The sequence below is a fragment of the Vulcanisaeta sp. genome (assembly GCF_049966235.1).
In the GTDB taxonomy this organism is placed as follows: Archaea; Thermoproteota; Thermoprotei; order Thermoproteales; family Thermocladiaceae; genus Vulcanisaeta; species Vulcanisaeta moutnovskia.
In genome coordinates this window covers 25374-46906 of sequence record NZ_JBMFVA010000009.1, presented here as the reverse complement: position 1 = coordinate 46906, position 21533 = coordinate 25374, and the positions used below count along the sequence as shown (strand labels likewise).

General features: G+C 42.0%; 26 protein-coding genes. 11 read left to right on the top strand and 15 right to left on the bottom strand.

All coding sequences use genetic code 11. The features are described 5' to 3' along the window. The first annotated feature begins 102 nt into the window (after positions 1-102). The 4 genes from ACP5L5_RS06885 to ACP5L5_RS06870 all read left to right on the top strand — a co-directional run bounded on the left by ACP5L5_RS06885 (position 103) and on the right by ACP5L5_RS06870 (position 4810). Positions 103-759: an endonuclease NucS domain-containing protein gene (locus ACP5L5_RS06885; RefSeq protein ID WP_013605044.1), complete on the top strand. Its 657-nt coding sequence runs from the start codon at positions 103-105 to the stop codon at positions 757-759. A gap of 25 nt (positions 760-784) precedes the next feature. Further along, complete coding sequence (locus ACP5L5_RS06880; protein WP_428762583.1) at positions 785-2248, top strand: carboxypeptidase M32; 1464 nt, start codon at positions 785-787, stop codon at positions 2246-2248. A 101-nt stretch (positions 2249-2349) separates the two neighbouring features. Continuing rightward, positions 2350-3675: an IS200/IS605 family accessory protein TnpB-related protein gene (locus ACP5L5_RS06875; RefSeq protein WP_428762582.1), complete on the top strand. Its 1326-nt coding sequence runs from the start codon at positions 2350-2352 to the stop codon at positions 3673-3675. A gap of 34 nt (positions 3676-3709) precedes the next feature. After that, on the top strand, positions 3710-4810 hold the full coding sequence (locus ACP5L5_RS06870; protein WP_428762580.1) for an S-methyl-5-thioribose-1-phosphate isomerase: 1101 nt from the start codon (positions 3710-3712) through the stop codon (positions 4808-4810). On the opposite strand, the gene ACP5L5_RS06865 is transcribed toward ACP5L5_RS06870, so the two are convergent. Genes ACP5L5_RS06865 through ACP5L5_RS06840 form a run of 6 tightly spaced genes read right to left on the bottom strand, consistent with a single transcriptional unit; the run spans position 4796 to position 9004 of the window. Then, entirely contained in the window at positions 4796-6172 is a 1377-nt protein-coding gene (locus ACP5L5_RS06865; protein WP_273304088.1) for a digeranylgeranylglycerophospholipid reductase, read from the bottom strand. The genes ACP5L5_RS06870 and ACP5L5_RS06865 overlap by 15 nt on opposite strands. A 55-nt stretch (positions 6173-6227) precedes the next feature. Next, complete coding sequence (locus ACP5L5_RS06860) at positions 6228-6917, bottom strand: metal-dependent hydrolase (RefSeq protein ID WP_013605040.1); 690 nt, start codon at positions 6915-6917, stop codon at positions 6228-6230. 44 nt (positions 6918-6961) lie between these two features. After that, entirely contained in the window at positions 6962-7243 is a 282-nt protein-coding gene (locus ACP5L5_RS06855) for a hypothetical protein (RefSeq protein WP_013605039.1), read from the bottom strand. 48 nt (positions 7244-7291) lie between these two features. Further along, complete coding sequence (hjc, locus tag ACP5L5_RS06850) at positions 7292-7711, bottom strand: Holliday junction resolvase Hjc (RefSeq protein ID WP_013605038.1); 420 nt, start codon at positions 7709-7711, stop codon at positions 7292-7294. 1 nt (position 7712) lies between these two features. Continuing rightward, entirely contained in the window at positions 7713-8417 is a 705-nt protein-coding gene (locus tag ACP5L5_RS06845; protein ID WP_428762577.1) for a hypothetical protein, read from the bottom strand. Positions 8418-8422: 5 nt separating this feature from the next. Continuing rightward, the gene (locus ACP5L5_RS06840) at positions 8423-9004 is read right to left on the bottom strand and encodes a TATA-box-binding protein (protein ID WP_013605036.1); all 582 of its coding nucleotides are present in this window, start codon (positions 9002-9004) and stop codon (positions 8423-8425) included. 124 nt (positions 9005-9128) lie between these two features. On the opposite strand from ACP5L5_RS06840, the gene ACP5L5_RS06835 reads away from it, so the two are divergent. Next, on the top strand, positions 9129-9470 hold the full coding sequence (locus tag ACP5L5_RS06835; RefSeq protein ID WP_428762575.1) for a 30S ribosomal protein S25e: 342 nt from the start codon (positions 9129-9131) through the stop codon (positions 9468-9470). Here the strand turns inward: ACP5L5_RS06835 and ACP5L5_RS06830 are convergent, their stop codons facing one another. After that, complete coding sequence (locus tag ACP5L5_RS06830) at positions 9471-10373, bottom strand: hypothetical protein (RefSeq protein ID WP_428762574.1); 903 nt, start codon at positions 10371-10373, stop codon at positions 9471-9473. 53 nt (positions 10374-10426) lie between these two features. Between ACP5L5_RS06830 and ACP5L5_RS06825 the strand changes: the two genes are divergently transcribed. Further along, positions 10427-11245 (top strand): ArsR family transcriptional regulator, encoded by an 819-nt coding sequence (locus tag ACP5L5_RS06825; RefSeq protein ID WP_013605033.1) that lies wholly within the window; start codon positions 10427-10429, stop codon positions 11243-11245. A 2-nt stretch (positions 11246-11247) separates the two neighbouring features. Further along, positions 11248-11844, top strand: coding sequence for a methyltransferase (locus tag ACP5L5_RS06820; protein WP_048056981.1), 597 nt, complete (start codon positions 11248-11250; stop codon positions 11842-11844). Between the two features lie 14 nt (positions 11845-11858). Here the strand turns inward: ACP5L5_RS06820 and ACP5L5_RS06815 are convergent, their stop codons facing one another. The 5 genes from ACP5L5_RS06815 to ACP5L5_RS06795 all read right to left on the bottom strand — a co-directional run bounded on the left by ACP5L5_RS06815 (position 11859) and on the right by ACP5L5_RS06795 (position 16823). Beyond that, positions 11859-12914 carry a PhoU domain-containing protein gene (locus tag ACP5L5_RS06815; protein ID WP_273304096.1) on the bottom strand — a complete coding sequence of 352 codons (1056 nt, stop codon included), beginning with the start codon at positions 12912-12914 and terminating at the stop codon, positions 11859-11861. Between the two features lie 102 nt (positions 12915-13016). Next, entirely contained in the window at positions 13017-13448 is a 432-nt protein-coding gene (locus ACP5L5_RS06810) for an Hsp20/alpha crystallin family protein (protein WP_428762571.1), read from the bottom strand. A gap of 131 nt (positions 13449-13579) precedes the next feature. Further along, complete coding sequence (locus ACP5L5_RS06805; protein WP_428762569.1) at positions 13580-14749, bottom strand: NAD(P)/FAD-dependent oxidoreductase; 1170 nt, start codon at positions 14747-14749, stop codon at positions 13580-13582. Next, entirely contained in the window at positions 14749-16551 is a 1803-nt protein-coding gene (locus tag ACP5L5_RS06800; protein WP_428762567.1) for an FAD-dependent oxidoreductase, read from the bottom strand. Before ACP5L5_RS06800 ends, ACP5L5_RS06805 begins: the two co-directional genes overlap by 1 nt. Before the next feature lie 35 nt (positions 16552-16586). Further along, positions 16587-16823 (bottom strand): hypothetical protein, encoded by a 237-nt coding sequence (locus tag ACP5L5_RS06795; protein ID WP_428762565.1) that lies wholly within the window; start codon positions 16821-16823, stop codon positions 16587-16589. A 96-nt stretch (positions 16824-16919) separates the two neighbouring features. Between ACP5L5_RS06795 and ACP5L5_RS06790 the strand changes: the two genes are divergently transcribed. The 4 genes from ACP5L5_RS06790 (at position 16920) to ACP5L5_RS06775 (ending at position 19194) form a co-directional block, all read left to right on the top strand. Then, on the top strand, positions 16920-17483 hold the full coding sequence (locus ACP5L5_RS06790; protein ID WP_013605027.1) for an ATP:cob(I)alamin adenosyltransferase: 564 nt from the start codon (positions 16920-16922) through the stop codon (positions 17481-17483). 49 nt (positions 17484-17532) lie between these two features. Next, positions 17533-17766 (top strand): hypothetical protein, encoded by a 234-nt coding sequence (locus tag ACP5L5_RS06785; RefSeq protein ID WP_428762562.1) that lies wholly within the window; start codon positions 17533-17535, stop codon positions 17764-17766. After that, positions 17744-18406 (top strand): TIGR00296 family protein, encoded by a 663-nt coding sequence (locus ACP5L5_RS06780; RefSeq protein ID WP_428762561.1) that lies wholly within the window; start codon positions 17744-17746, stop codon positions 18404-18406. The genes ACP5L5_RS06785 and ACP5L5_RS06780 overlap by 23 nt, the downstream gene beginning before the upstream one ends. Before the next feature lie 110 nt (positions 18407-18516). Next, positions 18517-19194, top strand: a complete 678-nt coding sequence (locus ACP5L5_RS06775; protein WP_048057261.1) for a PHP domain-containing protein — start codon at positions 18517-18519, stop codon at positions 19192-19194. 2 nt (positions 19195-19196) lie between these two features. Here the strand turns inward: ACP5L5_RS06775 and ACP5L5_RS06770 are convergent, their stop codons facing one another. Genes ACP5L5_RS06770 through ACP5L5_RS06760 form a run of 3 tightly spaced genes read right to left on the bottom strand, consistent with a single transcriptional unit; the run spans position 19197 to position 21498 of the window. Beyond that, a complete protein-coding gene (locus ACP5L5_RS06770) occupies positions 19197-19997 on the bottom strand; it encodes a hypothetical protein (protein ID WP_428762559.1) in 801 nt (266 codons plus the stop codon). 32 nt (positions 19998-20029) lie between these two features. Then, a complete protein-coding gene (locus tag ACP5L5_RS06765) occupies positions 20030-20719 on the bottom strand; it encodes an HAD family hydrolase (protein ID WP_428762557.1) in 690 nt (229 codons plus the stop codon). A 44-nt stretch (positions 20720-20763) separates the two neighbouring features. Further along, positions 20764-21498, bottom strand: a complete 735-nt coding sequence (locus ACP5L5_RS06760; RefSeq protein ID WP_428762555.1) for a DUF1614 domain-containing protein — start codon at positions 21496-21498, stop codon at positions 20764-20766. Positions 21499-21533 lie beyond the last annotated feature (35 nt).

Here is a 21533-nt window from a genome sequence, read left to right as displayed (position 1 = left end):
TATCAGTCCTCAGCGATTTCGTCATTATTCAGGGCTGCAAACCATCATCACTCAAATAAAAGTATCAAAATTAATTAAAGGGTTTGCGCATTATTAATTGCAGTGGCTAATTCGGGCATTAAGTTTGAGGATTATGTGGCTGAGTTATTGAGTAGACTTGGGTTTAAGGTCATTGGCCGAAGAATAAAGATCACTGTTAATGGTGTGGAGGTTGGGGAGGTAGATATCGTGGCCGAGGATAACTCAGGCAATAAGTATGCTATTGAGGTTAAGTCTGGCAAGGTTGATGTGAGCGCCATTAGGCAGGCATATGTCAATGCCAAGGTATTAAACGCGAAGCCCCTAATTGTGGCTAGGGGCTTTAGTAATGACTCGAGTAAGGCATTGGCCGATGAGTTGGGTGTTTCTGTTATAAATCTTGAGGAGGCCGTTGTACTAACCATTGATGAGTTGAGAACTGTAATTGAAAACGTGATTTATGAAGCCATTGGTGATCTAGTGAATACCGTATTTACACTGGCAGTGAAATCATGTGATGGTAAGACCAGGGACGTAATTAACGCAGTTATTAATTGCAATGATTGGAACTGCGTATGTGATAAATTGGGGGTTAATCCTGATAATTGTGGTTCTCTGATAAGCGATGTAAGGAGAGAGCTGGGGCTTGGCAATTTATCACTGAGTAAGTTGAAAACCGCGATTCGACTATATAACCTGGTATCCCTGTTAGTAAATTCATGCAATAGAGGAAATACTTAAGTAAGACGCTACGAGCCACCGATTAATGAAGATCGACGACCTACTAAAGGAGTATAGGTCGGTGTGGGCTATTGATCACGCAAGGTCATTACTTGAGTGGGACTTGGAGGTCAATATGCCTGTTGAGGGTGCTTCGCCACGTGGTGAAGCACTGGCGCAATTAACCTTGGTCCGCAGGGAGCATTTGCTTAGACTTAGGGACCTTGTTAGTAAGTATGAGGATGCTAAGGACTTGACCGAATTTGAGAGGGGGGTTATCAGGGTTTTGAAGAGAGAGATGAAATACTACACATCAATACCTCCAGAAATCCTTGAGGAGCTTGATAGGACTACTACGAAGGCTGCTGTGGTTTGGAGGGAGGCAAAGAAGGAGACGAACTTCGAGAAGTTTAAACCATACCTATCAAAGATTGTGGAGTTGGAGAGGGTTATTGCCGATAAACTTGGTTATGAGGGCCACCCATACAATGCATTACTGGACTTGTATGAGGAGGGATTTACGGTTAATGATGCTGATAATGTATTCAACACATTACTCCCTAACCTAAAGTCAATACTTGAGAAGGTGCTGAGTGAGGGTAGGTACCCAAGTAAGCACCCGCTTGAGGATGTGCCTTATGATGTTAATGTCATGAAATCAATTAATGAGGAGCTACTTAAGATACTTGAGATGCCCGTGGGTAGTAGGTTCAGGATGGATGTGTCTGCGCACCCATTCACGATAAGCATGGCAATCAATGATGTGAGGATAACCACTAGGTATGAGGGTAAGGACTTTAGGTCAACCATGTTCTCCGTTATTCATGAGAGTGGTCATGCAATGTATGAGTTAATGATTGATCCATCCCTTGAAATGACACCCGTTGGGCGTGGAGTCTCCATGGGTGTTCATGAGAGCCAGTCGAGATTTTGGGAGAATATTATTGGTAGGAGTAGGGAGTTCGTGCATTTAATATACCCGTTACTTAAGGAGAGGTTACCATTTCTCAGGGATTACGGTGAGGAGGACATTTACAGGTACTTCAATATTGTTAGGCCGAGTCTTATTAGGGTTGATGCTGATGAGGTCACTTATAACTTCCACATAGCTCTCCGTTATGAGATTGAGAAGGGTGTGATAGCTGGTAAGCTTGATGTGTCTGACTTACCATCACTATGGAATGACTTCATGGATAAGTACTTAGGGGTTAGGCCGAGGAATGATGCTGAGGGTGTTCTCCAGGATATTCATTGGTCTCAGGGGTCCTTCGGTTACTTCCCAACGTATACATTGGGCAACGTTATTGCTGGTATGATATATGCCAAATTACCTGGGCTTAGGGATAAGGTTGCGGGCAGGAGATTTAATGAGATTAAGGAGTTCCTTAGGGATAGGATTTGTAAGTATGGTGCCATATATCCACCTAAGGAATTGCTCATGATGTCCTTCAATGATACGTATAACCCGACACATCTACTAAATTACTTGCGTGAGAAGTACCTGGGTTAGGAACCCGCTAAAAAGACTGTAACACTTACACAATTTTAAATGCTTCTAGTTATTTTTAATTACTGTGGGGAGGTATTTAACGCCTAGTGAGGCGGTTGGGTGTGTTGAAGACGTTGAGAAGGACGGTTAGGCTGGAAAGTGACCCCCTCAATAGGTGGAAGTACCGCGTTCTTAGAGAGGTTGAGGAATATCAAAGATTAATTGTTAAGGAGATGATAGATGTGATACTTTCTGAAGGCTTACCAACCACTAGGAAGAGGTTGCACGAGAGGTTTTACAATCATTATAAGGAGAAGTACCCCTTCCTACCTTCAAGGGTAATTGAAGGTTCTTACATTGTAGCTGGTAGGATTGTTAAGAGCTTTAGGAAGAGGAGGAGGAAAGGGCTAACGAGGAAGGATAGGCCGGAGTATAGGAGAGTCGTGGTTATTATTCCTAACACGATTAATTGGAGGTTTAATGGAGCGTCAGTTAGCGTTTTAACCCACAAAGGTTGGGTTGAGATACCACTAAGAATAACTAAACAATTTACCCGCTACGTATATGAAGGTTGGAGGGTTTCACAGGAGCTTAAGCTAAGGTTGGTGGGTGGGAAAGTCCTAGTTTGGTTAACATTTGAGAAGGATGTGGAGGTTGAATCGAGGGAGGGTAATTACCTCTCTATTGACGTTAATGAGAATAACGTCACGGTGGCGATTTTTGAGGATTTTAAACTCAGGGAGTTGAGGCGTTATGAGACTGGGTTAGGGAGGATCGTCATAAACTACTCTATAAGAAGAGAAGAAATCATTAAAGGAAACTCAACGAAGGACGAGTTAGTTAAGAAGAAGTTGAGGAAGCTAAGGGAAAGGGAGAGGAAAATTGACGTGTTGAGGAAGACTGTTAAGAGGATAACCGAACTAGCTAGAGATTTGAAGGCTAAGGTTATTGTTGGTAAGTTCTCCTATAAAGCTAAGGAGAAAATGGAGAATAACAAAGGTGCTAGGCTTAGGCATAGGATTCATCAGTGGAGTGTTGTTAAATTCGTGGAAATGTTAAAGACTCAACCTATTGAGGTTGAAGAGGTCTCTGAATCCTATACTTCCTCCATCAACCCATTTAACGGCAAGAAGTTGAAGAAGGGTAAGCAAGTAGTGGAGAAGGTAATCAAGGTTTTTAACCCCTACCTGATGACGGGCACTGCCCACGAGGGTGGGGGTATTAGAGTATTCAAGGTGATTACCAGGTACCTAGAAAGTGGTGAGTTTTTGCTAGAAAGGGATTCCATTGCCCCACTTAACTTGGCAAAAAAGGTGGATGGGAGGGTAGTGGTGTTTCCCTCGACTAGCCCCAATGACCTAAGGGTGACTGTGTATGATCCCTTAAGAGAGGTGCCCGTGGCGGAATTAGAAGCAATTAAAAGCAAGGAAAAGATACACCACGGGTAAACACTTAAAAGTTATTGATTATTATCAATTGAGTATGAGGATTGATCTTGAGGAATTGAAAAGTAAAATAAAGCCTAAGTTAAGGCCAATAATCTGGCGTGACGAAGACAATACACTCCTATTACTAGACCAAAGGAAGTTACCCTTTGAGGAGGTTTACGTGGAGTTGAGGGACCCAGTATCAACGGCTGACGCCATTAAGCAGATGATAATTCGCGGAGCACCAGCGATAGGGATAACCGCAGCCTACGGTATGGTGCTAACCATAGCCCATGGTAATGCATTAACACTTGATGAAGCCCTCAATGAATTAGCGAAGGCTAGGGATATCTTGAATGCAGCAAGACCAACAGCCCATAACTTATTCTGGGCCACGGAAAGAATGCTTAATGTCGCTAGAAATGCCGTGCGTAACGGTAGCGCTAAAAGTGTGAGGGAATTACTTGATGTGATGAAGATGGAGGCTAAGGTCATATTTGATGAGGAGTTCGATGCTGAATTGATGATGGGAATTTACGGACTTGAGAAGGTAAATGATGGGGATACCATATTAACCCAATGCAATGCCGGTGGATTGGCAACTGGTACTGGAATTGGCACAGCTACGGCACCAGTGAGGGTAGCTCATGCATTAGGCATTAAGGTTTCCGTGATAGCACCTGAGACCAGGCCTTGGCTTCAGGGCGCTAGGTTAACTGTTTATGAGTTGATGGTTGATGGAATACCAGTCACGTTGATAACGGATACAGCAGTTGGTTACGTAATGTATAGAGGCATGGTTAATAGTGTGATGGTTGGCGCAGACAGGATACTAAGGTATGGACATGTTTATAATAAGATTGGAACGTTTAAGGAGGCGGTTATTGCACATGAATTGGGCATACCCTTTTACGCAATAGCACCATCATCGACATTCGACCTTAAGAGTAGGGTTGAGGATGTGAAGATTGAGGAGAGGGATCCTGATGAGGTTAGGAAGATTAGAGGTGTGCCAATAGCCCCCGAGAATGTTCCTGTGTTTAACCCAGTATTTGATGTTACGCCTCCTAAGTACGTGACCGCATTAATAACTGAGAAGGGGATTATTTACCCACCCTTCGATAAGAACATACCTAAAGTATTAAGTGTTACTTAACCATTTCAAAGTTATGCCAAGCCTACCTGTGTATTCACGATAAATACTCGCTAATTTACCATACCAACTCGATAAAACACTGGGACTCTCTGGGTAGGCCTCGTATAAGCTCTTAACCTCATTCATATACCTCAACGCAAGCCTTAACTTGGATGCAACGTCAGGTACCCTCATTAAGCGCAGGCCGATCTTCAACTTATCAATAAATGATAACTCCAGTGATCCTCGTTCCGATATTTCCAGAACCTCATCCTCAGTAAGAAGTCTAGCCCTTAAACCCTTGTTTAATTGATCATCAGTAAGCGTTTGAAGCATTAACCTAAATACATCAAGCATTGCCTGCTTTATGCCGTAAGCCCTTAAATACTCAATATTATACCTCCATAATCCCCTTTCTGTGAAGTCACCCTTTTCAAATGCATCTATCACGGTCTTCGAAGCCAACTCCGCCGAGAGGAGGGCAGGCCCTATACCACCACCGTGCACTGGGTTTACCGTAACTGCGGCATCGCCAGCAGCCAGGAAGCCGTTGGCAACGAGTGATGGTAATGGCCTACGTGTTGGTACAATACCGCCGCCCATGTGTATTACCTTTCTACCTCTCGTATATTGGCTATTGGCTAAGTACTTATCATAATTATGCCTAGGGTTTAATCCATTCTCCTCACTTAACTTACCCCATAGACCAAGCCCAATATTCATTGTGTTCGAACTCTTTGGGAATAACCACCAGTAACCGCCAGGTGCTATGTTAGTATCTAGGTATATCTTTATGTACTCAGGCTTCTCAATCTCATAATCAACCTGGATAATCTCCCTATAGGCGTTTGAGACGTCCTCAGGTAGTAATGGCTCGGAAACCCACCATTCACGGGGAAGCCTACTCCTAACAACGGCACCAACGCCACTGGCATCAATGACAACCTTAGCCCTAAAATCCTCAGCAGAACCATCAGGCTTCAACACCCTGACTCCAGAAACTGCTCCATTCTCTATTATTGGCCCCTGAACCTTATGATTATCAAAAATATGAACACCGGCCTTCTCAGCCTCACTGATTAGCCATTGAGCCCACTTCGCCATATCTAACCCAAAGCCCTTACCGAGCACTACGTACTTAATCGATAGATCGGGGCTATATAACTCCGCACCTTCGTACTTTATCGCATATACATCACTCGGTGGTTTAATGCTCATTCGCTCAATGTGGTGAATACCAATGGCATCACCAGTCGTCTTAAAGACCTTATCCCTCCTCTTCATTTCTATTAGGGCTACATTAAGTCCTGCCTTAGCAAGTAAGTATGATGCATAGGAACCCGCTGTACCTGCGCCAACCACAATAACATCGAAATTACCCATACCAGCAACGATGTGCTGGGTAGATTTTAAATATTAAGGGCTTAATAATGATTAATTACTTGATTGGTAATTGTAAAGCCTCACCAGGCTTTAATATAAACACCTTAATGTCAGGAAGCATAGACTCAGCAAGCTCCTTAAACTGCTGTGGATCCTGCTTAATGTCAGGGAATGTATTATAATGTATAGGTATCGCTGCTCTAGGCCTCAGCATTGTTAATGCATAGGCAGCTTGCCTCGGATCCATCGTGAACAAACTACCTATTGGTAGTATGGCAACATCAATCTTAAACAACCTGCCCAGTAAATCCATCTCGCTAAAGAGCCCAGTATCCCCTGCATGGTATATAGTTGCCTCGGGAGCCCTTATTATGAATCCCACGGGCACACCCCTACTTGAGCTATGCAGTGCTGGGGTTACGTAAACCTCAATCTCACTCGTTAACTTTACGGAACCACCAACATTCATGCCTATGGTGTTCTTAACACCCTGCTCGCTGAGATAATTAACGAGTTCGAAAACACCGACTACGGTTGCATTGGTCTTTTTAGCGATATCAATGGTTTCACCTAGGTGATCAAAATGATCATGTGTCACAAGTATATAATCAACGTTTGTTATTTCACTAAGTGTTATGGGTGATAGTGGGTTCGATATCCAGGGATCAATTAGTATTTTCTTACCGCTTAGCATTATTTCGAAGGCCGCATGACCAAGCCATTTAATGTATGATTGCGCACTCATTAGTCCTAATTAATCCATTAATTAAATAAGCTTTACCACAAAAATTACTTCCTTTTAATTGTGAAGGATATCCTAATTGCCCTTGAGTGGGGTGCGTATATCATCACGTCATCGATCGTAATCCCGTACTTACTGGTTACTGTCCTTGTTAATTCATAAATGCTCCTAAAGTGCATTGGGTGTTCTAGGTATACCTTGATACTTATCTCAAATCCTTGGTTTGAATCCTTAACACTGACTCGCGTGTATTTTAATGACTTAGTCTCCAGGTTTTTGAGTGTTTGGTCTACTAATGTCTTTAATTCACGTTGCATTGATGATGACATTAATGATTAGTCAATTGGGCATTATTAAAGATTAATCGCTTGAGGTAGTTATTTCAAGTACTCGGTCAATGATCTACTCATGTACTTATTAACCAACTGCTCAAGCGTATAGGCATTACCTAAATCATCAGGTCTTATGGTAACACCTCCCCTATCACTTATGGGTAGGATACGCCAATCATCACCCCTAAACTTCACAGCAATGTAGGCATCGCCCTTAGCCCTGCGCGCAAACTCCAGCAATTTCTCCACCTTCTCCTCCTCAATCCTTACGGGCCCTCTCTCAGACCTATACTTAACCTCAAGTACTAATACGAATCCAGGTCCCATAGCAACAATGTCCGGAACAAACCTCTTCCTAACACCACCACCTGATGAACACCCCCTCAGAACCGCGAGACCCATATCCCATAGCTTATTTGCCAAAGCCCTTTCATGCGCAGAACCCTTCCTTTTTGATAAGCTCATACTACTCAACCCTAACCTCCCTGGTTAAATCTATGTTGGGGCATAATAATATGCATATTGGGCTTGGAGGATCACCACAGAAGTCGCATTCAGCCTTTGTGGTTATTCTAACATTACTCGTGGAATTACTCTTAATAATATTATTGTATAATTCAGCTAGCTTAATATTGTAAGTAAAGACAAGCCGCGAATGAATAAGCAGGTCAGTGCTATTTATTGAATCACCACGCACTAATACGTATAGGTCTCCCCCTGAGTCTATGTAGTCCATTAACCAGTCAATAACAGCCTTTGGCAAGACCTTGGGTAATACCGCAACCTTGTCATTGATTAACGGGTCAATCAATAATTCACTAGGTATATTAAGGAGGTGTGGCCTTAACCCTATGAATTTCATTAGTGAATCGAGGGTGAAACCAACCACCGTATTTGTGAGACCAACCACGTACCTAAGCCAGGACTCACCAACTCCAGGTCCAAAAATTATGATTGCTTTATCAAACTTACTTAATGAACTTGGAAGCTTGACATTAAGGTTATCATTAATCCTGACAATACCAATGACCTCCTTACCCAACGACCCTAACCTCTTTATAGTGCCAGGACCCACTTCACCCTTTAATTCTACCGCTAACTTATTGGTAAATACTAAATTAGGTATTCGTTTAATGCCCTGGTCAATTATTGGTACTGCCTCTGGGAACATAATTATCAAAGCTCCTCTTCTTCCTTACCACCCTCCTCCTCATATAAAGCCCCTATATCCCTAAGAACGTCATGAATCTTAAAGACAGCATCCCTAACCTGTTGTTCCTTCTTGGCCCCCGTACACACTATCTTACCTGAGCTAAATATTAGTAGCACAACCTTCGGATCGTCCATTCTATAAATGAGGCCGGGGAATTGCTCAGGTTCGTACATTGAATTCTCAAGCATTAGGGCTGATTTCTCAATATCAACCTCGGCATGCAGGTTACCGGAAGCCACAATGTTCTGTACCTGAATTTCCGGGGTGAGTGGTACGTCGGCGCCATGCTCATTAAGCAACCTCACTAATTCCTTAACAGCCCTCTTAAGCTCATTCTCGCTCTTAGCACCCGTACACACCATCTTACCCGTCCTAAAGATTAATGCCGATATCTTTGGTCTCTGTAACCTTAGTATCAAGCCGGGAAATTGCTCAGGATTGTACTCAGCTGCGGGGAGCCTTTCTGCGAGTTTATCTAGGTCCAGGTCAATGCCGAGATTTACCGTAGCGACAATATTCTCAATACGATAAGTGGGATTTGCCATTATTCATGATTTAAAAAAGCACTTAAAAAATCTTTCCGATACAACCATAGGCATAATACCTAAACTCCATGCTTATGGCGAAGAATAGTTTATAAAGGGTGATTAGGGAGGCATTTTGACCTGTATGGGTGGAAAGAAAAAACCAACATTATCACAATTAGCAAAGAGACAGGAAAAGCAAGCCCCAGCAAAACCAACTGCGAAGGGTAAGAAAGCCACTGAGGAGAGACCAACAGTTAGGGCTTCACTTGTTGATCCTAAACTACTTAATGATGTTGAGAAGGAGGTCGTGAGGTGGGAGTACGTTACGCCGTACTTGGTAGCGACTAGGTTTAATACAAAAATAAGCGTCGCCTATCAAATACTGAGGACTCTGGCAAATAAGGGAGCTTTGGTACTTGTTTCTAAGGGTCATAGAACCGAGGTTTACACAACACCTGACAGACTTAAGCAAATAGCTGCGTAGTTAGGTAAATAACGAATCAAGTCTAACCTTAACAAAATCCTTGGGTAATTCCCTCATTCTATTGATAACACCAGGCTCTACAACCTCTATAATACCCAGCTTCCTAAGTGCCCTTAAAACCCCATCCTCAATCCTCATTATATTCTCATTAACACCGCCAAACTGCTTAGCAATGTCAAGCTTTAGTCTTAACTCACCAACGCTCCAGTATTTTGATAAGTACGTCAAAATCGCCATGGCTATTTTATAACCCTCCTCTCTATTCTGGGGTAACTCCTCGTCAATAATCCTCCTAAGCATTGTCATAAAATCCTCCATTGAAATTGTTGAATAATCAGTTGGAATTCTCGTCTCCTCGATACTCACCACGGTATTATCTACCTCCTTAACCTTAGTCTCCATTGTCTCATTCTCAGTATTGCCCTGAACCTCCTTCTGCTCTCTAGCCTCACTTAATCCAGTTTTTTGTGGTGTTTCCTCTCGTTCAACCTCCTTAGAAGATCTTCCTACAACTCCTTTTTCCTCACCACCCTCCGTTGTAACCTGCTTTTCCTCCGGAGCCTTTTCCTTACTAAACGCCTCTAGTATGCTTGAACTCCTGGCATGTCTTTGCCTTGTTTGGCGTTTAGTGGATGTTGTTGGCTTAACGGTCTCACCAGGTACCTCTATGTACATTGGTATTGATAACTTAACATCATTATTGCCGATTCTTATTGTTCCAATTACGTACTCCCCGGATACCTTGAACTTCCTCTCACGAACTAACTCTCTAATGACTAGGTATAGTAGGGCGTTACCGACCTTATTGCTCGATGACCACCTCAATAGATCCTGATAAGTAACTCTCTTGTTCCTCATTATGTACGTACTTAATGACACCTTTAAATCATCAAAGCTAACCACAGAAATCTCTCCGAAAAGAACTCTTTTATACTTACTCTATAAGTATTGCTGTAATGAGTAGGGATATTGATGATATTGACAACATTGTGCTTAAGCCAAGGAGAATACAAATACTGAAATTATTGATTGGTCAGGGTACTATGAGGATATCAGACCTAAGAAAAGTACTAAATGCGCCCACATCATCCATTTACTACGATATTGAGATACTAAGGGCTAATGGCTTTGTTATAAGGGATGGACCCTACGTAAAGATAACGAGCAAGGGAAGAACACTCATTGAGAGGATTGATGAATTATTAAGCCCCAACTCTGATATTAAGAACCCAAGTGCAAAAACCGAGGAGTTAACTGACATATTATTGATGAGACCATTAACAATAAACATGTATAGGCTCGGCCCGAATGCATTATTCATATACTCAATGGTAATTATAGTGCTTGGTTTAGTTACGGCATTCACACAGAATTATGAATTATTACTCCTGGTTTTTGTGGAGAGTATGTACTCTATGCCGATAGATGTGACAATAATTTCAATACTCGCATACCTAGGTATTTCATTATTTATTTATAGGTACTTACTCGGCGGTGAGATTGTGGATCTTAAGTTATTAAGTGGTGTTTTAACATCATTGATACCGATATCGCTATACCCAACTATAATGGCGTTAATAACACCGTGGGTACCACCCTACCCACTCTCAATAATTGACGCATTGCTTAAGGCATTATTACCACTCATTAGCCTAATAATGCTAGCCACGGTACTATCAATGATTTCAGGAAAACCCATGGAATACTCACTACTCTTCGAAACATTATTCCTATTAATACCCTCAGTATTAATATACATAGTATTGTTCAAGTGATCATGAAAATCATAGTATTAAGTAATGTCTATCCCCCTGCCGAGGATTCGTGGCAAACGGCTGAGCTACTCCGTTGGGTTATGAGCAATCACGCTAATGATGGGTACTTACGCATAATCGATGTAGGATCTGGGACGGGTATATTAGCATTAACGGCGTTGAATGAAATAGTTAGTAAGGGAGGCACTGCATGGGTTTTGGCTGCGGATCATGATTACAATGCATCAATGAACACCAGAATAAACCTAGTTAATAATGGTCTTTATCACTACGCTGATGTGATAACAATGAATTTACTAGATGCAATAAGGACACGATTTTGCCTCGACATAGTTGTTAGTAATCCTCCCTACTTACCAGGTAATTGGAATGAGGATTGGAGGATCTTCGGTGGATCTCACGGTAATGATGTGATTAAGCAATTAATACAGCAAATATGTCAGTATAAAGCCTCCATGTTCATACTAACGCAATCCTCACTGTCCAATTGGGAGGAATCAATTGATTACTTAGGAAGATGTGGCTATAAACTGGTAATGATCAAGGCAACTCATTACTTTTTTGAGGACATAATAACAATGGTTTTTAATAAGGTCTAATTTTAATCGAGGTATTATCCAAATTGCTCAATTGCGAGGTTAAGTAATGCCTCCCCAACGTCTGATGCGTATTCAGCTATCCTATAGATACTATCCAGTATTAACCTAGCCGACGCGGCTGCCTGTGTGGTTAGGCTATAATTCGATAGTGAGGAATCCAGTGAATCTACTGTCGTCCGTATTTCATACTTAACAGTATCAATTATGTAATTAACCTCCCTTGCATCTATTTTCTCCGTCATTGCCTTACCAACATTACTCATTATCATGGAGTCCTTACTAAGGAGCTCACTGAATCTCTGCCTAAGCTCCTGCGGCATTATAAGTACGTATTTATCGCCTAGATTTACGACCTCCCGCGCGATCTTAACGGCATGATCAGCAGCCCTCTCGAGCGACTTATTAATTATTGCATACTCAATGATACTCCTTGGGTCCTGAATACCAGATAGGCTTAGGGCATGCTTACTCACCAAGACCCTCTTCAACTGCCTATTTAGGAGCCAGTAGAACTTATCGACCTCATTATCCCTCTCAATAATGTCCATGGCTATTGACTTATCACCGTTCTCCATTGGCGTTCTTAAGTCATCTATCATGCCGACAACCGTCTTACCAAGCTTCACTAATATGTCCCTAATGTTTATATCAGGTACATTAACGAGGTTTTGAATAACTAACGTATTCCTACCCTCCTCAATAATCTCAACTCCGGTTAGCTTCCTCCGGACAATGTCCTTAACCTGCTTCTTCAGGTTTAATGTCGCTATGTCAAAATTAAGCCTAAATATGTCATAACCAGATAGGTAATGAGCAAGTAATATCCTCTCGAGATGATCAATGTTTGATAGGTCCTGGGTCACGTTTATCGATGATTCGAGTAATGGCGCCTTAACCATCTTCTTGGGCACAACAAGCAATGAGAGGTCTGGCTGCGGTATTACCAGAACCTCATCACCAGGTTTAAGATCAACTTGCCTAGTCCACTCCTTCGGTAGTGAAACTATTAAGGTTGCGCCACCAGTTAGTTGAACCCTCCTGGTTTCTGGCTCAAATTTCACTATAGACATCACGACCTAATAATTAGACCCCTATAAATACCTTATCCTAATAAATCAATAATTATTAATACCATGATTTTTAGAGGTGAAATATTTATTTATTATTCATAACTATTCTATTGAAACCTCCGTCTCAGCTATACTACCTAATTTAGGTATAATTATCTGTAACACGCCGTCCTTATACGCTGCCTTAGCACCATCAACCTTAAACCTCACACCAAGCTCAACCTTCCTATAAATCCTAAAATTACTCAGTCTCTCTACCCTAGCGACTTTACCGATGGTTGGCAACGACTGTGGCTCAGCCATGATCTCCACGTAGTTATTACCCACCCTAACCTTAATACTCTCCTTCTTAACACCAGGTAGGTCGGCAAGTATTATTATTGAATCACCATTGTCAAAAACATCCACAGGAGGCTCCCTAGTCACTAGCCTTGGGTCAACAACAGTGGCCAACTTACTAATTAGCTCATTTACTCCAGCCTCCACCTTGTTTATACCCACCGCGATGTCTGTGGTATTCTGCTCCATCGTCATAAGAAAACACTAATTACGATTAATAATTACCCAAACACATTAATTAAATGGTACTCCATAAATTACACATGAATAATACGAAGATTCACGTATGCAAACTCGTACTAAGCACTTAAGGAAATTAAGGAAAATTAAATAACCAATAACTCCTTGATTAAGTTCCCTGTAGCGAACCTATCAGGTAAGAACGGCTTCATAATCGGATCAATTACACCATTAACTATGTAATTAGCCAACAACTCAGCTGCATATGGACCAAGCATGAATCCATGACCTGAGAAACCAGACAATACATAGACACCCTCAGGCCATGTACTTGACCTACCCATCACGTGGCTATGATCAGGCGTCATTTCATAGTAACCAGACCATATCCTCATGATCCTTATCCTACCGAGACTCGGTATTAACTTCACAGTTTCCCTAGCCCAGGCGGTTAACCAAGTGAATGTGTTTCCGTAAGGTAGGAAGCCCTCACCACCATCAAGCTCTATACTACCCAGTATCTCACCCCTCATTGTTTGACCGAGATATAGGTTTGTCTCAGCATCTATTATGTAGGTATTAATTATAGGCTTCACAGATTCCGTAATCCCTATCTCCCTCCTAACGGGCTTTATTGGAATATCAATATTGAGTGTCTTCTTCATGATCTCGCCAGTCCACGCCCCCGCAGTAAATACTACGTTTTTTGTCTTAACGAAAACGTCATTACTTGAGACACTAACTACCTTACCATTCTCTACACCAACACCCTTAACCTCTGAGTACTCAAAAACCTTAACTCCAAGGTCAAGCGCCCTCTCGTAATAACCCATCACTAGATAGTCATGGTGAAAGGCACCGTCCTGAGGACCAAAGACGGCGCCTACCATGCCCTGCGTGTTTATGTATGGGAACCTATCCCTTAATTCCTCAACCGTGAGTATTTGAACAGGTATGCCTAGGGGTTTCCATAACTGTTCATTGAGTTTTTCGTAATTATTAATAACCTCCCTACGTCTAGTAAGCCATAGGTAACCTGATCTTTCAAAAACACCATTCCAACCAAGCTCACCACTGAGGGACTCCAACTTCCTAATTGCCCTTATTGCGAACTCAGTATTCTCCCTATTCCCAAAGTGAACCCTGTACCTGCCGGCATTCCTTGTGGAGCTTCCTGAACCAACATAACTTTTCTCAAGAACGACAACAGAGAATCCTCTACGTGCTAAGTAATAGGCAACTGCTAAACCAACAATGCCTGCGCCAATTACCACGGCATCCGCGGTTAATGATATTAAACCACGACCCTCACTCATCACTCACCACCCGCAAGGGTAGCCATTGGTATTGACGCCTCGGGAAACCTAATCCTTGGTAAACCAAATTCGCTGGGTTTCTTTTGGTAAATGAAGCTGAGTATTAAGTTCGTATTAATTAGGCAGAGCTTACCCTGGCAGGGACCAGTGCCTAGACCAACAACCCTCTTTATTCTCTCCATACCTGGTAATCTTAATGACTTATACTCCTCCTCTTCACCATGCAGTACCCTAACCTTAATCTCCTTACCATGCATTAGCACATTGATAGACCTCAACACATCATTTAATGTAACATCCTCACAGAAACATAGGTACTGCCTATTAGCGCTTTTCAGGGCATTTTCAACATCCTCAATTGACCCGGCGGTAGCCCACATGGGCGCGTGGACAACGTTAGGCTCAGCATAATAGCCACTACCCTGAAGCCCCTGCTCAAACCTAAGGATTACGTTATAATACGAGGAATTAGTGGTGACTAAATCCCTCTTAAAATCCACTAACTCCTTATCAAAGGCATCCTTAGTCACTAGGTCCTCCATGGCACCAATGCTTAGTGCAGTCACCCTAGCCTGCCTAACAATTAAGTGCTCTGGTAGTAAACCTCCAGCATCGCCAATCACATAGGCATTACCCAGTCCAAGATCCCCCGTAAAGCCCCTCCTAGGTACAAGACCACCAATTTCAGGTGCATAAACAATAGGCGCGTTTAATTGCGCTGGTAAGTCAATGACAGGCACTCTAACGGCACTTACTAGGACATCAACCACGACCTCCTCTCTCCTCTGCCTCTTAGCCTTCTTACCCCTTATATTCTCAAGGACGAGTCTCAATCCCTCACTTGAATCCTTAGCATCAACTATATTCATGCCAATGAAGGTCTTAATACCAAGCGCATCAACCCTATCCCTATATAAGTCGCTCCTTATGGTGACCGAATTATCACCAAGATATACCTCAATACCTGTTTGAATAAGGTTCATGGCAACCCTGACCGCCCAATCATCACTGCCCCAAACCAAAACCCTCCTCGGCTTAAATCCCCACCACTTAGTAAGCTTAAGCATTGTTAATCCAGTAATCATGCGTGGCGTGTTATTGCCAGGGAAAATCAGCGGAACCTCCCTAAAGCCCTGCGCTAGTATTAGGTACTTGTAATTGAAAGTGTATAACCTGGAGAAGTCCCTGGAATGTCCAATCACGGCATCTTCAAGAAAACCATCAAAGATCACACCAGTAAGTACAGTAACTGAATCACTTATCTCCTTACTTAATTTACCAATGAATTCACTACCACGCCCTAAGTCCTTAATCTCGGTATCATCAATTATTAAGTGCCCACCTAGGTAATGCTCACCCTCAACAATTACAACCTTTAGACCAAGTTTATTCAATTCCTCAGCCACTGAGAGACCAGACAATCCACCACCAATAATTAAAATGTCAGTATTAATATTGACCCTAGACGCCCCTTCAGGAACACTAGGTAATTCATTAATTGAGGACCTATTTAAGGAGTTTCGTACGGTGTTACGGATCAACGACCATAATGATATTAATAACCTATTCCTGGGGAATGATGATGGGCTTGCAAGACCTCTAAATATCGAGGGAACACTGCTAGGCCTGCTCGGCATTACCGGCTTATCATTACATAGGTTGTAATAACCAGATGAGGCCCAATAACCCTCACACCACCACTCACAGCACATGAAACCCCTAGCCTCACCATACCTTGAACTACGCATTACGCCGTAGTTACCATGATTAAGTTCCTCAACAATCCATGGCCGTTTATTCACAGACCATATAGGCATGTAATAATTATAAGTTTTGTCTATTGCGATGGATTACTACCCTTTAATGATGACTTAATGTACTCATCGCACTTACTACGATATAGGCAGTAATTGCATGATTGTGGTAGCTCACCAGCCAATCTCCGCCTAACTAATGGGCAGTGCTTTACGTAATAGTCAGGGTAGCACCTCTTACATATTATTAGGGAATTCCCTATATAGGCTACTTCCCAAAACGTTACGTGCCTTCCACATATACTACATGTGAAACTCACTTTCGCCCACCTCTACTGAACCATTGTCGGCTATTAAGTTATTAAATTAAGTACTACCTATATTAATTTCCCCAATGATGAATTACATGTTTTGTTATGACTAATGTATTTGTTGATTGCCTGAGGATTGATGGGTCAATACGGTGCCCAGGCGATGGAGGATTTAGCGAAGTCATCGTATTTGGCAAGCATGTTAAGCTTAGGAAGGACCACCCAGCCATTGAACTCATGGGTAGGCTTGATGAACTCGAGGCATTGGCCGAGTGGGGTCTTCAGGAAATTGGCAATGATGAGTTTAGGGTTATCGCTGCAATGACAGCTGCATTAAATACGTACCTAGCCACTGGAAATGATGAGTGGCTTAAACCAGTTAGGGAGATAATTAATAAGGCCTGTGAGTTGGACAGTAGGGAGTTGGGTTGGTTCATACCTAGCGACAAAACAGCGGCGTTACTGAATCTCCTTAGGGTTAAGGCTAGGGAGGCAGAGAGGACCGCCGTTAAGCTTCTCGATGATGATTACCTACCTGATAATAAGGTTAGTGAACTCATTGGTATGCTTAATCAATTAAATAAGTATATAGCGCATTTAATATTCTTAAGTAATGTCCATGTATTTAGGAATGTGAATGATAAGATAAGGACGTTATTAAATACGTAATTTCCCTAGGTAGTAACCTTTATATTAATTATCTTAAATTGGAGGGTTAATGAGGTATACCGTCATACTTGCAACAATACTATTCATAGTAACCATTGCAATATTAATTTACTATGCGGTCTTCATGGATAAGGGCCAATTCCTAATTGGCAATACAAATAAGGCCTTGGACGTCCTAATGCTCTCTCTCGTTGTTATTTCAGGAATTATCACGGGCATAGTGTATTTATTTAACTCTAGAGTAGAGAAGAGTGGTGACAATGTTCAAACCCTACAGTATTGAGGAGGGGAAGTTCCTGGTCAAGCTGGCTCGGATGGCCGTTGAGGAATACCTACGTAGTGGTAAGGTTATCCAGGCACCATCAGATACGCCATCAAGACTACTTAAGGATAAGTATGGGGTTTTCACAACAATAGAGATATTCATGGGTAGGGATAGGAGGGGTGAACTTAGGGGTTGTATTGGCTTTCCACAGGCTGTTTATAATACTGTTAATGGGGTAATTAGGAGCGCCATAGCCGCTGCCGTCGAGGATCCAAGGTTTGAACCCATGAGGATTGAGGAGTTGAGTAGAGTAACTTTCGAAGTCTCCATATTAAGTCCACTTGAGTTACTTGAACCTGGTAATCCGAGGAATTACCCTGAGAAGATCATAGTTGGTAGGCATGGTATTGTTATTCAGAAAGGCTACTACTCAGGATTGCTTCTTCCTCAGGTACCTGTTGAGTATTGCTGGGATTCATTAACATTCCTAAATGAGGGCTGTACGAAGGCATTCCTACCCCCTGATTGTTGGTTGGATGAGGATACGTCAGTGCTAATCTACGAGGCTCAAATATTTAAGGAAGTTGAACCTAATGGTGAAGTTGCCGAGAGGAACTTAATGGAGGAGTTGAAAGTATGCAAAAATACTAATCATTAATAAATAATGAAAGAGACATGGAATTAGGCCCCTTCATGGCTGGGTATTTATTAGCATCCTAGCTAAGCAATACCCAATTATTTATATTAAATTTATTATGCATTACCTACGTGGTTCTAAGGGTAAGGGCTGACTTACACACGCACAGTATATATAGTGATGGTAGGGGGGATCCAAGGGACGTAATAAAAAGTGCTTTAGATAGGGGTATAGGCTTATTGTCAATAACGGATCACGACACATTCAAAGGCTCGCTTAAGGCGTTGGAGTTCATAAGGAGTAATGGATTACTTCATAGGAATGATTTCGTCTTTATAGTGGGTAATGAGGTTAGGACTGTTGATGGCGACATACTAGTACTGTGTAGGGAGTATCCTGGCACTGATGATACGCCGAAATTAATACCTGAACTACTTGATTGGGTTTCTGAGAATAATTGCGTAGCAATACCTGCGCATCCTTACGATATACTGAGGCATGGCATTGGGAATAAAGTGCGTATGTTTAAATGGCATGCAATAGAGGTGTTTAATGCTGGTGCATTACCAATATTTAACTGGAGAGCTGCTAAGGCCGCACATGATTTGGGATTACCAGGTCTTGCTAATAGTGATGCTCATGTGCCTGAACTCGTTGGTGTTACGTATACCGTATTTGAACTCGATGATCTAACCGTGGAATCCGCATTTAAGGCATTAGTAAATAACCGTGTTAAACCTATCACGCATTATCCAGGTCCTGAATTAATCCTTAGGAGACTTTCCTGGTCAATTAAGCGTAGATTATGAAACTAACCCTGCGGTTTAAGTGTTTCGTCAATGAACCTCCTAAATAATAACCTGACCAAGCCACTACTAACGGGATCCAGGTATTCATCTGTTGTTAGGACCAGGGAATAATCATTATGCTTGACTAAGTATACGTACTTATTATTACTATAGATGGCTATAAAATCCGTGTTATAATTAATGATTGATTTTATTAACTCCTCATCATCCATACTTAACTCACCCGTATACTCAAGCATATCATTGCCCTTCATAAGGCCTGCGAAGGATGCCTTAAACAATTCCTTAAATTCTGACAGGCTTGATGGGACATAACCCATCTGAACAAAGGGTGGGCTTTGCATTATGCATTGTCTCTCTAATTGATTAATATAATCCCTGAGTTCATTAATCCTCGATATTATTAAATCAGCAGTATCAGCGGAGGTTTGTTTAAGTACCTGGATCAGCTCATTCTCGATACCCCTAATGAGCCTCTCTATCCTCTCCGTATCAGGGGGTCTCTCTGGACTCTGCAGTGGCTTAACCTCAACGGGTCTACTCTCAACGAGTAATGCCCTGGTGCCCTGCCCAGCAGGTACTTCCTGAGGAGTCGATGGGTATTGGGAAATAGGTCTTAAACGTGGTTGGGTTCTTTGCTCCGGCTTGGGTTGTGGAATTACTTGCTCAGGGATTTCGCCCTGACCCTTCTCCCTACGCTTACCTCCAAAATACCCTAGCCTATATAGCACGGCTAGGACTATGGCTATTGCGACTATTATTATTACCACATACATCGCAACTCCTAACTGCAGAACCAACATTGCAGGTAGAGACTAAGGAAAAATTAATAAAATTAATGCCTAATTAGAAATTGACCAAGATCGAGATACCTAGTAATATCTAATAAGTTCCCGATACTTATTACCCGAGGATCCTCATGAGAACCTAGGAAAAATATAACCCTAACACCCGCGTTTAACGCCATCTCAGCATCATACTTAGAATCACCAACCACGGCAACCTCACTCACCTTAAGCCCTAGGGAATGAAGTATCTTCATTAATGGCTCAGGGTCTGGCTTACCCTTATTAACGTCATCCCCAGCCACAATACCATCAATGTAATTATAAAGGCCTGTTACCTCGAGCGCCTTAATAGCGACTCTCCTGGAACTTGAGGTAACAATACCAATGGTGAAACCCTTCTCCTTAAGCATTTTTAGTAATTCGGGCGCGCCATTAATGGCCTTGGCACCCCCTAACAATGATAGGTATATCTCATTCTTAATTTGAAGGGCCTTCTCGGCGTTCTCATCGCCACATAACTTCCTTGCTATGTCTAGAGCTCTTAATCCTATTAATGTATTTACATGATCCATGGTTGGAATAGAAAGTCCAAGGTGCTTACATGTTTCTATCCAAGACAACACATGCAGTGGTATAGTATCTACAAGGGTACCGTCTAGGTCAAATATCACGGCCCTTATTCCCTTAACATCAGTCAGCAAGGTATCGTCATTATTATCCGTAGACCTGTAATTCATCACAAATAACCAATAATACCAAGAATTAAAAGCTTGTCTCACGATTAAAGTATGAGTACCTTATACAATGACGCTAGTATCAGTGACATAAGGCCTGTTATGTAAATTCCATCAAAAACCCCTGCTCCTCCAATCGATACGTAACCCCTCATAGTCCTTATAACCTTCTTAATATTCAGTAAATCGGCGCCGATTAACGTTGATAATGAACCCAAACTATATGAGAAGGCTAGAGGATTTGCATGGAACAGTACTGTGGATATTAGGGTAAGTATTAATGTTAAGAGGACAGGTAATGCCGTTGGTAGTGCAATTCCAATGCCAGGAATCAACCTGGCGCTCTGCCATATTACTATTGATGATATGACCAATGATATTATAAAGGCCATTAAGATTGCCATATCACCAACCAAGTATGTACTTATTAAGTAGACCGATGTCACTACTGGTATTATCGCACCACCAATATTTACCTCAAGAAATAACTTATCAATCCTCTGTATAACTAGCGGCATTGGGAATAGTTTCATGAGATCTATGAATGGGTTAAATGGGACGTAGTAAGTAATTTCAGCAATCACTACGTTGATGTAACTCGTTAATAATGAACCCAACGTTAATGTTAACGCCAATAATGGCTGAATGCCTATACTAACCAGAACTAGGAATAGGAATAGTAATAGGGGTGATATTACCAGGAAACCTATGAATATAAATATACTCACAGGTAATGAAAACCTAATACCAAGCCTTGGTTTTACATCGTATTTAGACGCCATTACCTGCTGATTAGCATCGCTGAGATTAATAAGCG

Coding starts and splice junctions, on each gene's coding strand:
- ACP5L5_RS06880 (WP_428762583.1), top strand. CDS start 785: ATGAAGATCGACGACCTACTAAAGGAGTATAGGTCGGTGTGGGCTATT.
- ACP5L5_RS06870 (WP_428762580.1), top strand. CDS start 3,710: ATGAGGATTGATCTTGAGGAATTGAAAAGTAAAATAAAGCCTAAGTTA.
- ACP5L5_RS06865 (WP_273304088.1), bottom strand. CDS start 6,172: ATGGGTAATTTCGATGTTATTGTGGTTGGCGCAGGTACAGCGGGTTCC.
- ACP5L5_RS06860 (WP_013605040.1), bottom strand. CDS start 6,917: ATGAGTGCGCAATCATACATTAAATGGCTTGGTCATGCGGCCTTCGAA.
- ACP5L5_RS06855 (WP_013605039.1), bottom strand. CDS start 7,243: ATGTCATCATCAATGCAACGTGAATTAAAGACATTAGTAGACCAAACA.
- hjc (WP_013605038.1), bottom strand. CDS start 7,711: ATGAGCTTATCAAAAAGGAAGGGTTCTGCGCATGAAAGGGCTTTGGCA.
- ACP5L5_RS06845 (WP_428762577.1), bottom strand. CDS start 8,417: ATGTTCCCAGAGGCAGTACCAATAATTGACCAGGGCATTAAACGAATA.
- ACP5L5_RS06840 (WP_013605036.1), bottom strand. CDS start 9,004: ATGGCAAATCCCACTTATCGTATTGAGAATATTGTCGCTACGGTAAAT.
- ACP5L5_RS06835 (WP_428762575.1), top strand. CDS start 9,129: ATGGGTGGAAAGAAAAAACCAACATTATCACAATTAGCAAAGAGACAG.
- ACP5L5_RS06825 (WP_013605033.1), top strand. CDS start 10,427: ATGAGTAGGGATATTGATGATATTGACAACATTGTGCTTAAGCCAAGG.
- ACP5L5_RS06820 (WP_048056981.1), top strand. CDS start 11,248: ATGAAAATCATAGTATTAAGTAATGTCTATCCCCCTGCCGAGGATTCG.
- ACP5L5_RS06815 (WP_273304096.1), bottom strand. CDS start 12,914: ATGTCTATAGTGAAATTTGAGCCAGAAACCAGGAGGGTTCAACTAACT.
- ACP5L5_RS06810 (WP_428762571.1), bottom strand. CDS start 13,448: ATGACGATGGAGCAGAATACCACAGACATCGCGGTGGGTATAAACAAG.
- ACP5L5_RS06805 (WP_428762569.1), bottom strand. CDS start 14,749: ATGAGTGAGGGTCGTGGTTTAATATCATTAACCGCGGATGCCGTGGTA.
- ACP5L5_RS06790 (WP_013605027.1), top strand. CDS start 16,920: ATGACTAATGTATTTGTTGATTGCCTGAGGATTGATGGGTCAATACGG.
- ACP5L5_RS06785 (WP_428762562.1), top strand. CDS start 17,533: ATGAGGTATACCGTCATACTTGCAACAATACTATTCATAGTAACCATT.
- ACP5L5_RS06780 (WP_428762561.1), top strand. CDS start 17,744: ATGTTCAAACCCTACAGTATTGAGGAGGGGAAGTTCCTGGTCAAGCTG.
- ACP5L5_RS06770 (WP_428762559.1), bottom strand. CDS start 19,997: ATGTTGGTTCTGCAGTTAGGAGTTGCGATGTATGTGGTAATAATAATA.
- ACP5L5_RS06765 (WP_428762557.1), bottom strand. CDS start 20,719: ATGAATTACAGGTCTACGGATAATAATGACGATACCTTGCTGACTGAT.
- ACP5L5_RS06760 (WP_428762555.1), bottom strand. CDS start 21,498: ATGGCGTCTAAATACGATGTAAAACCAAGGCTTGGTATTAGGTTTTCA.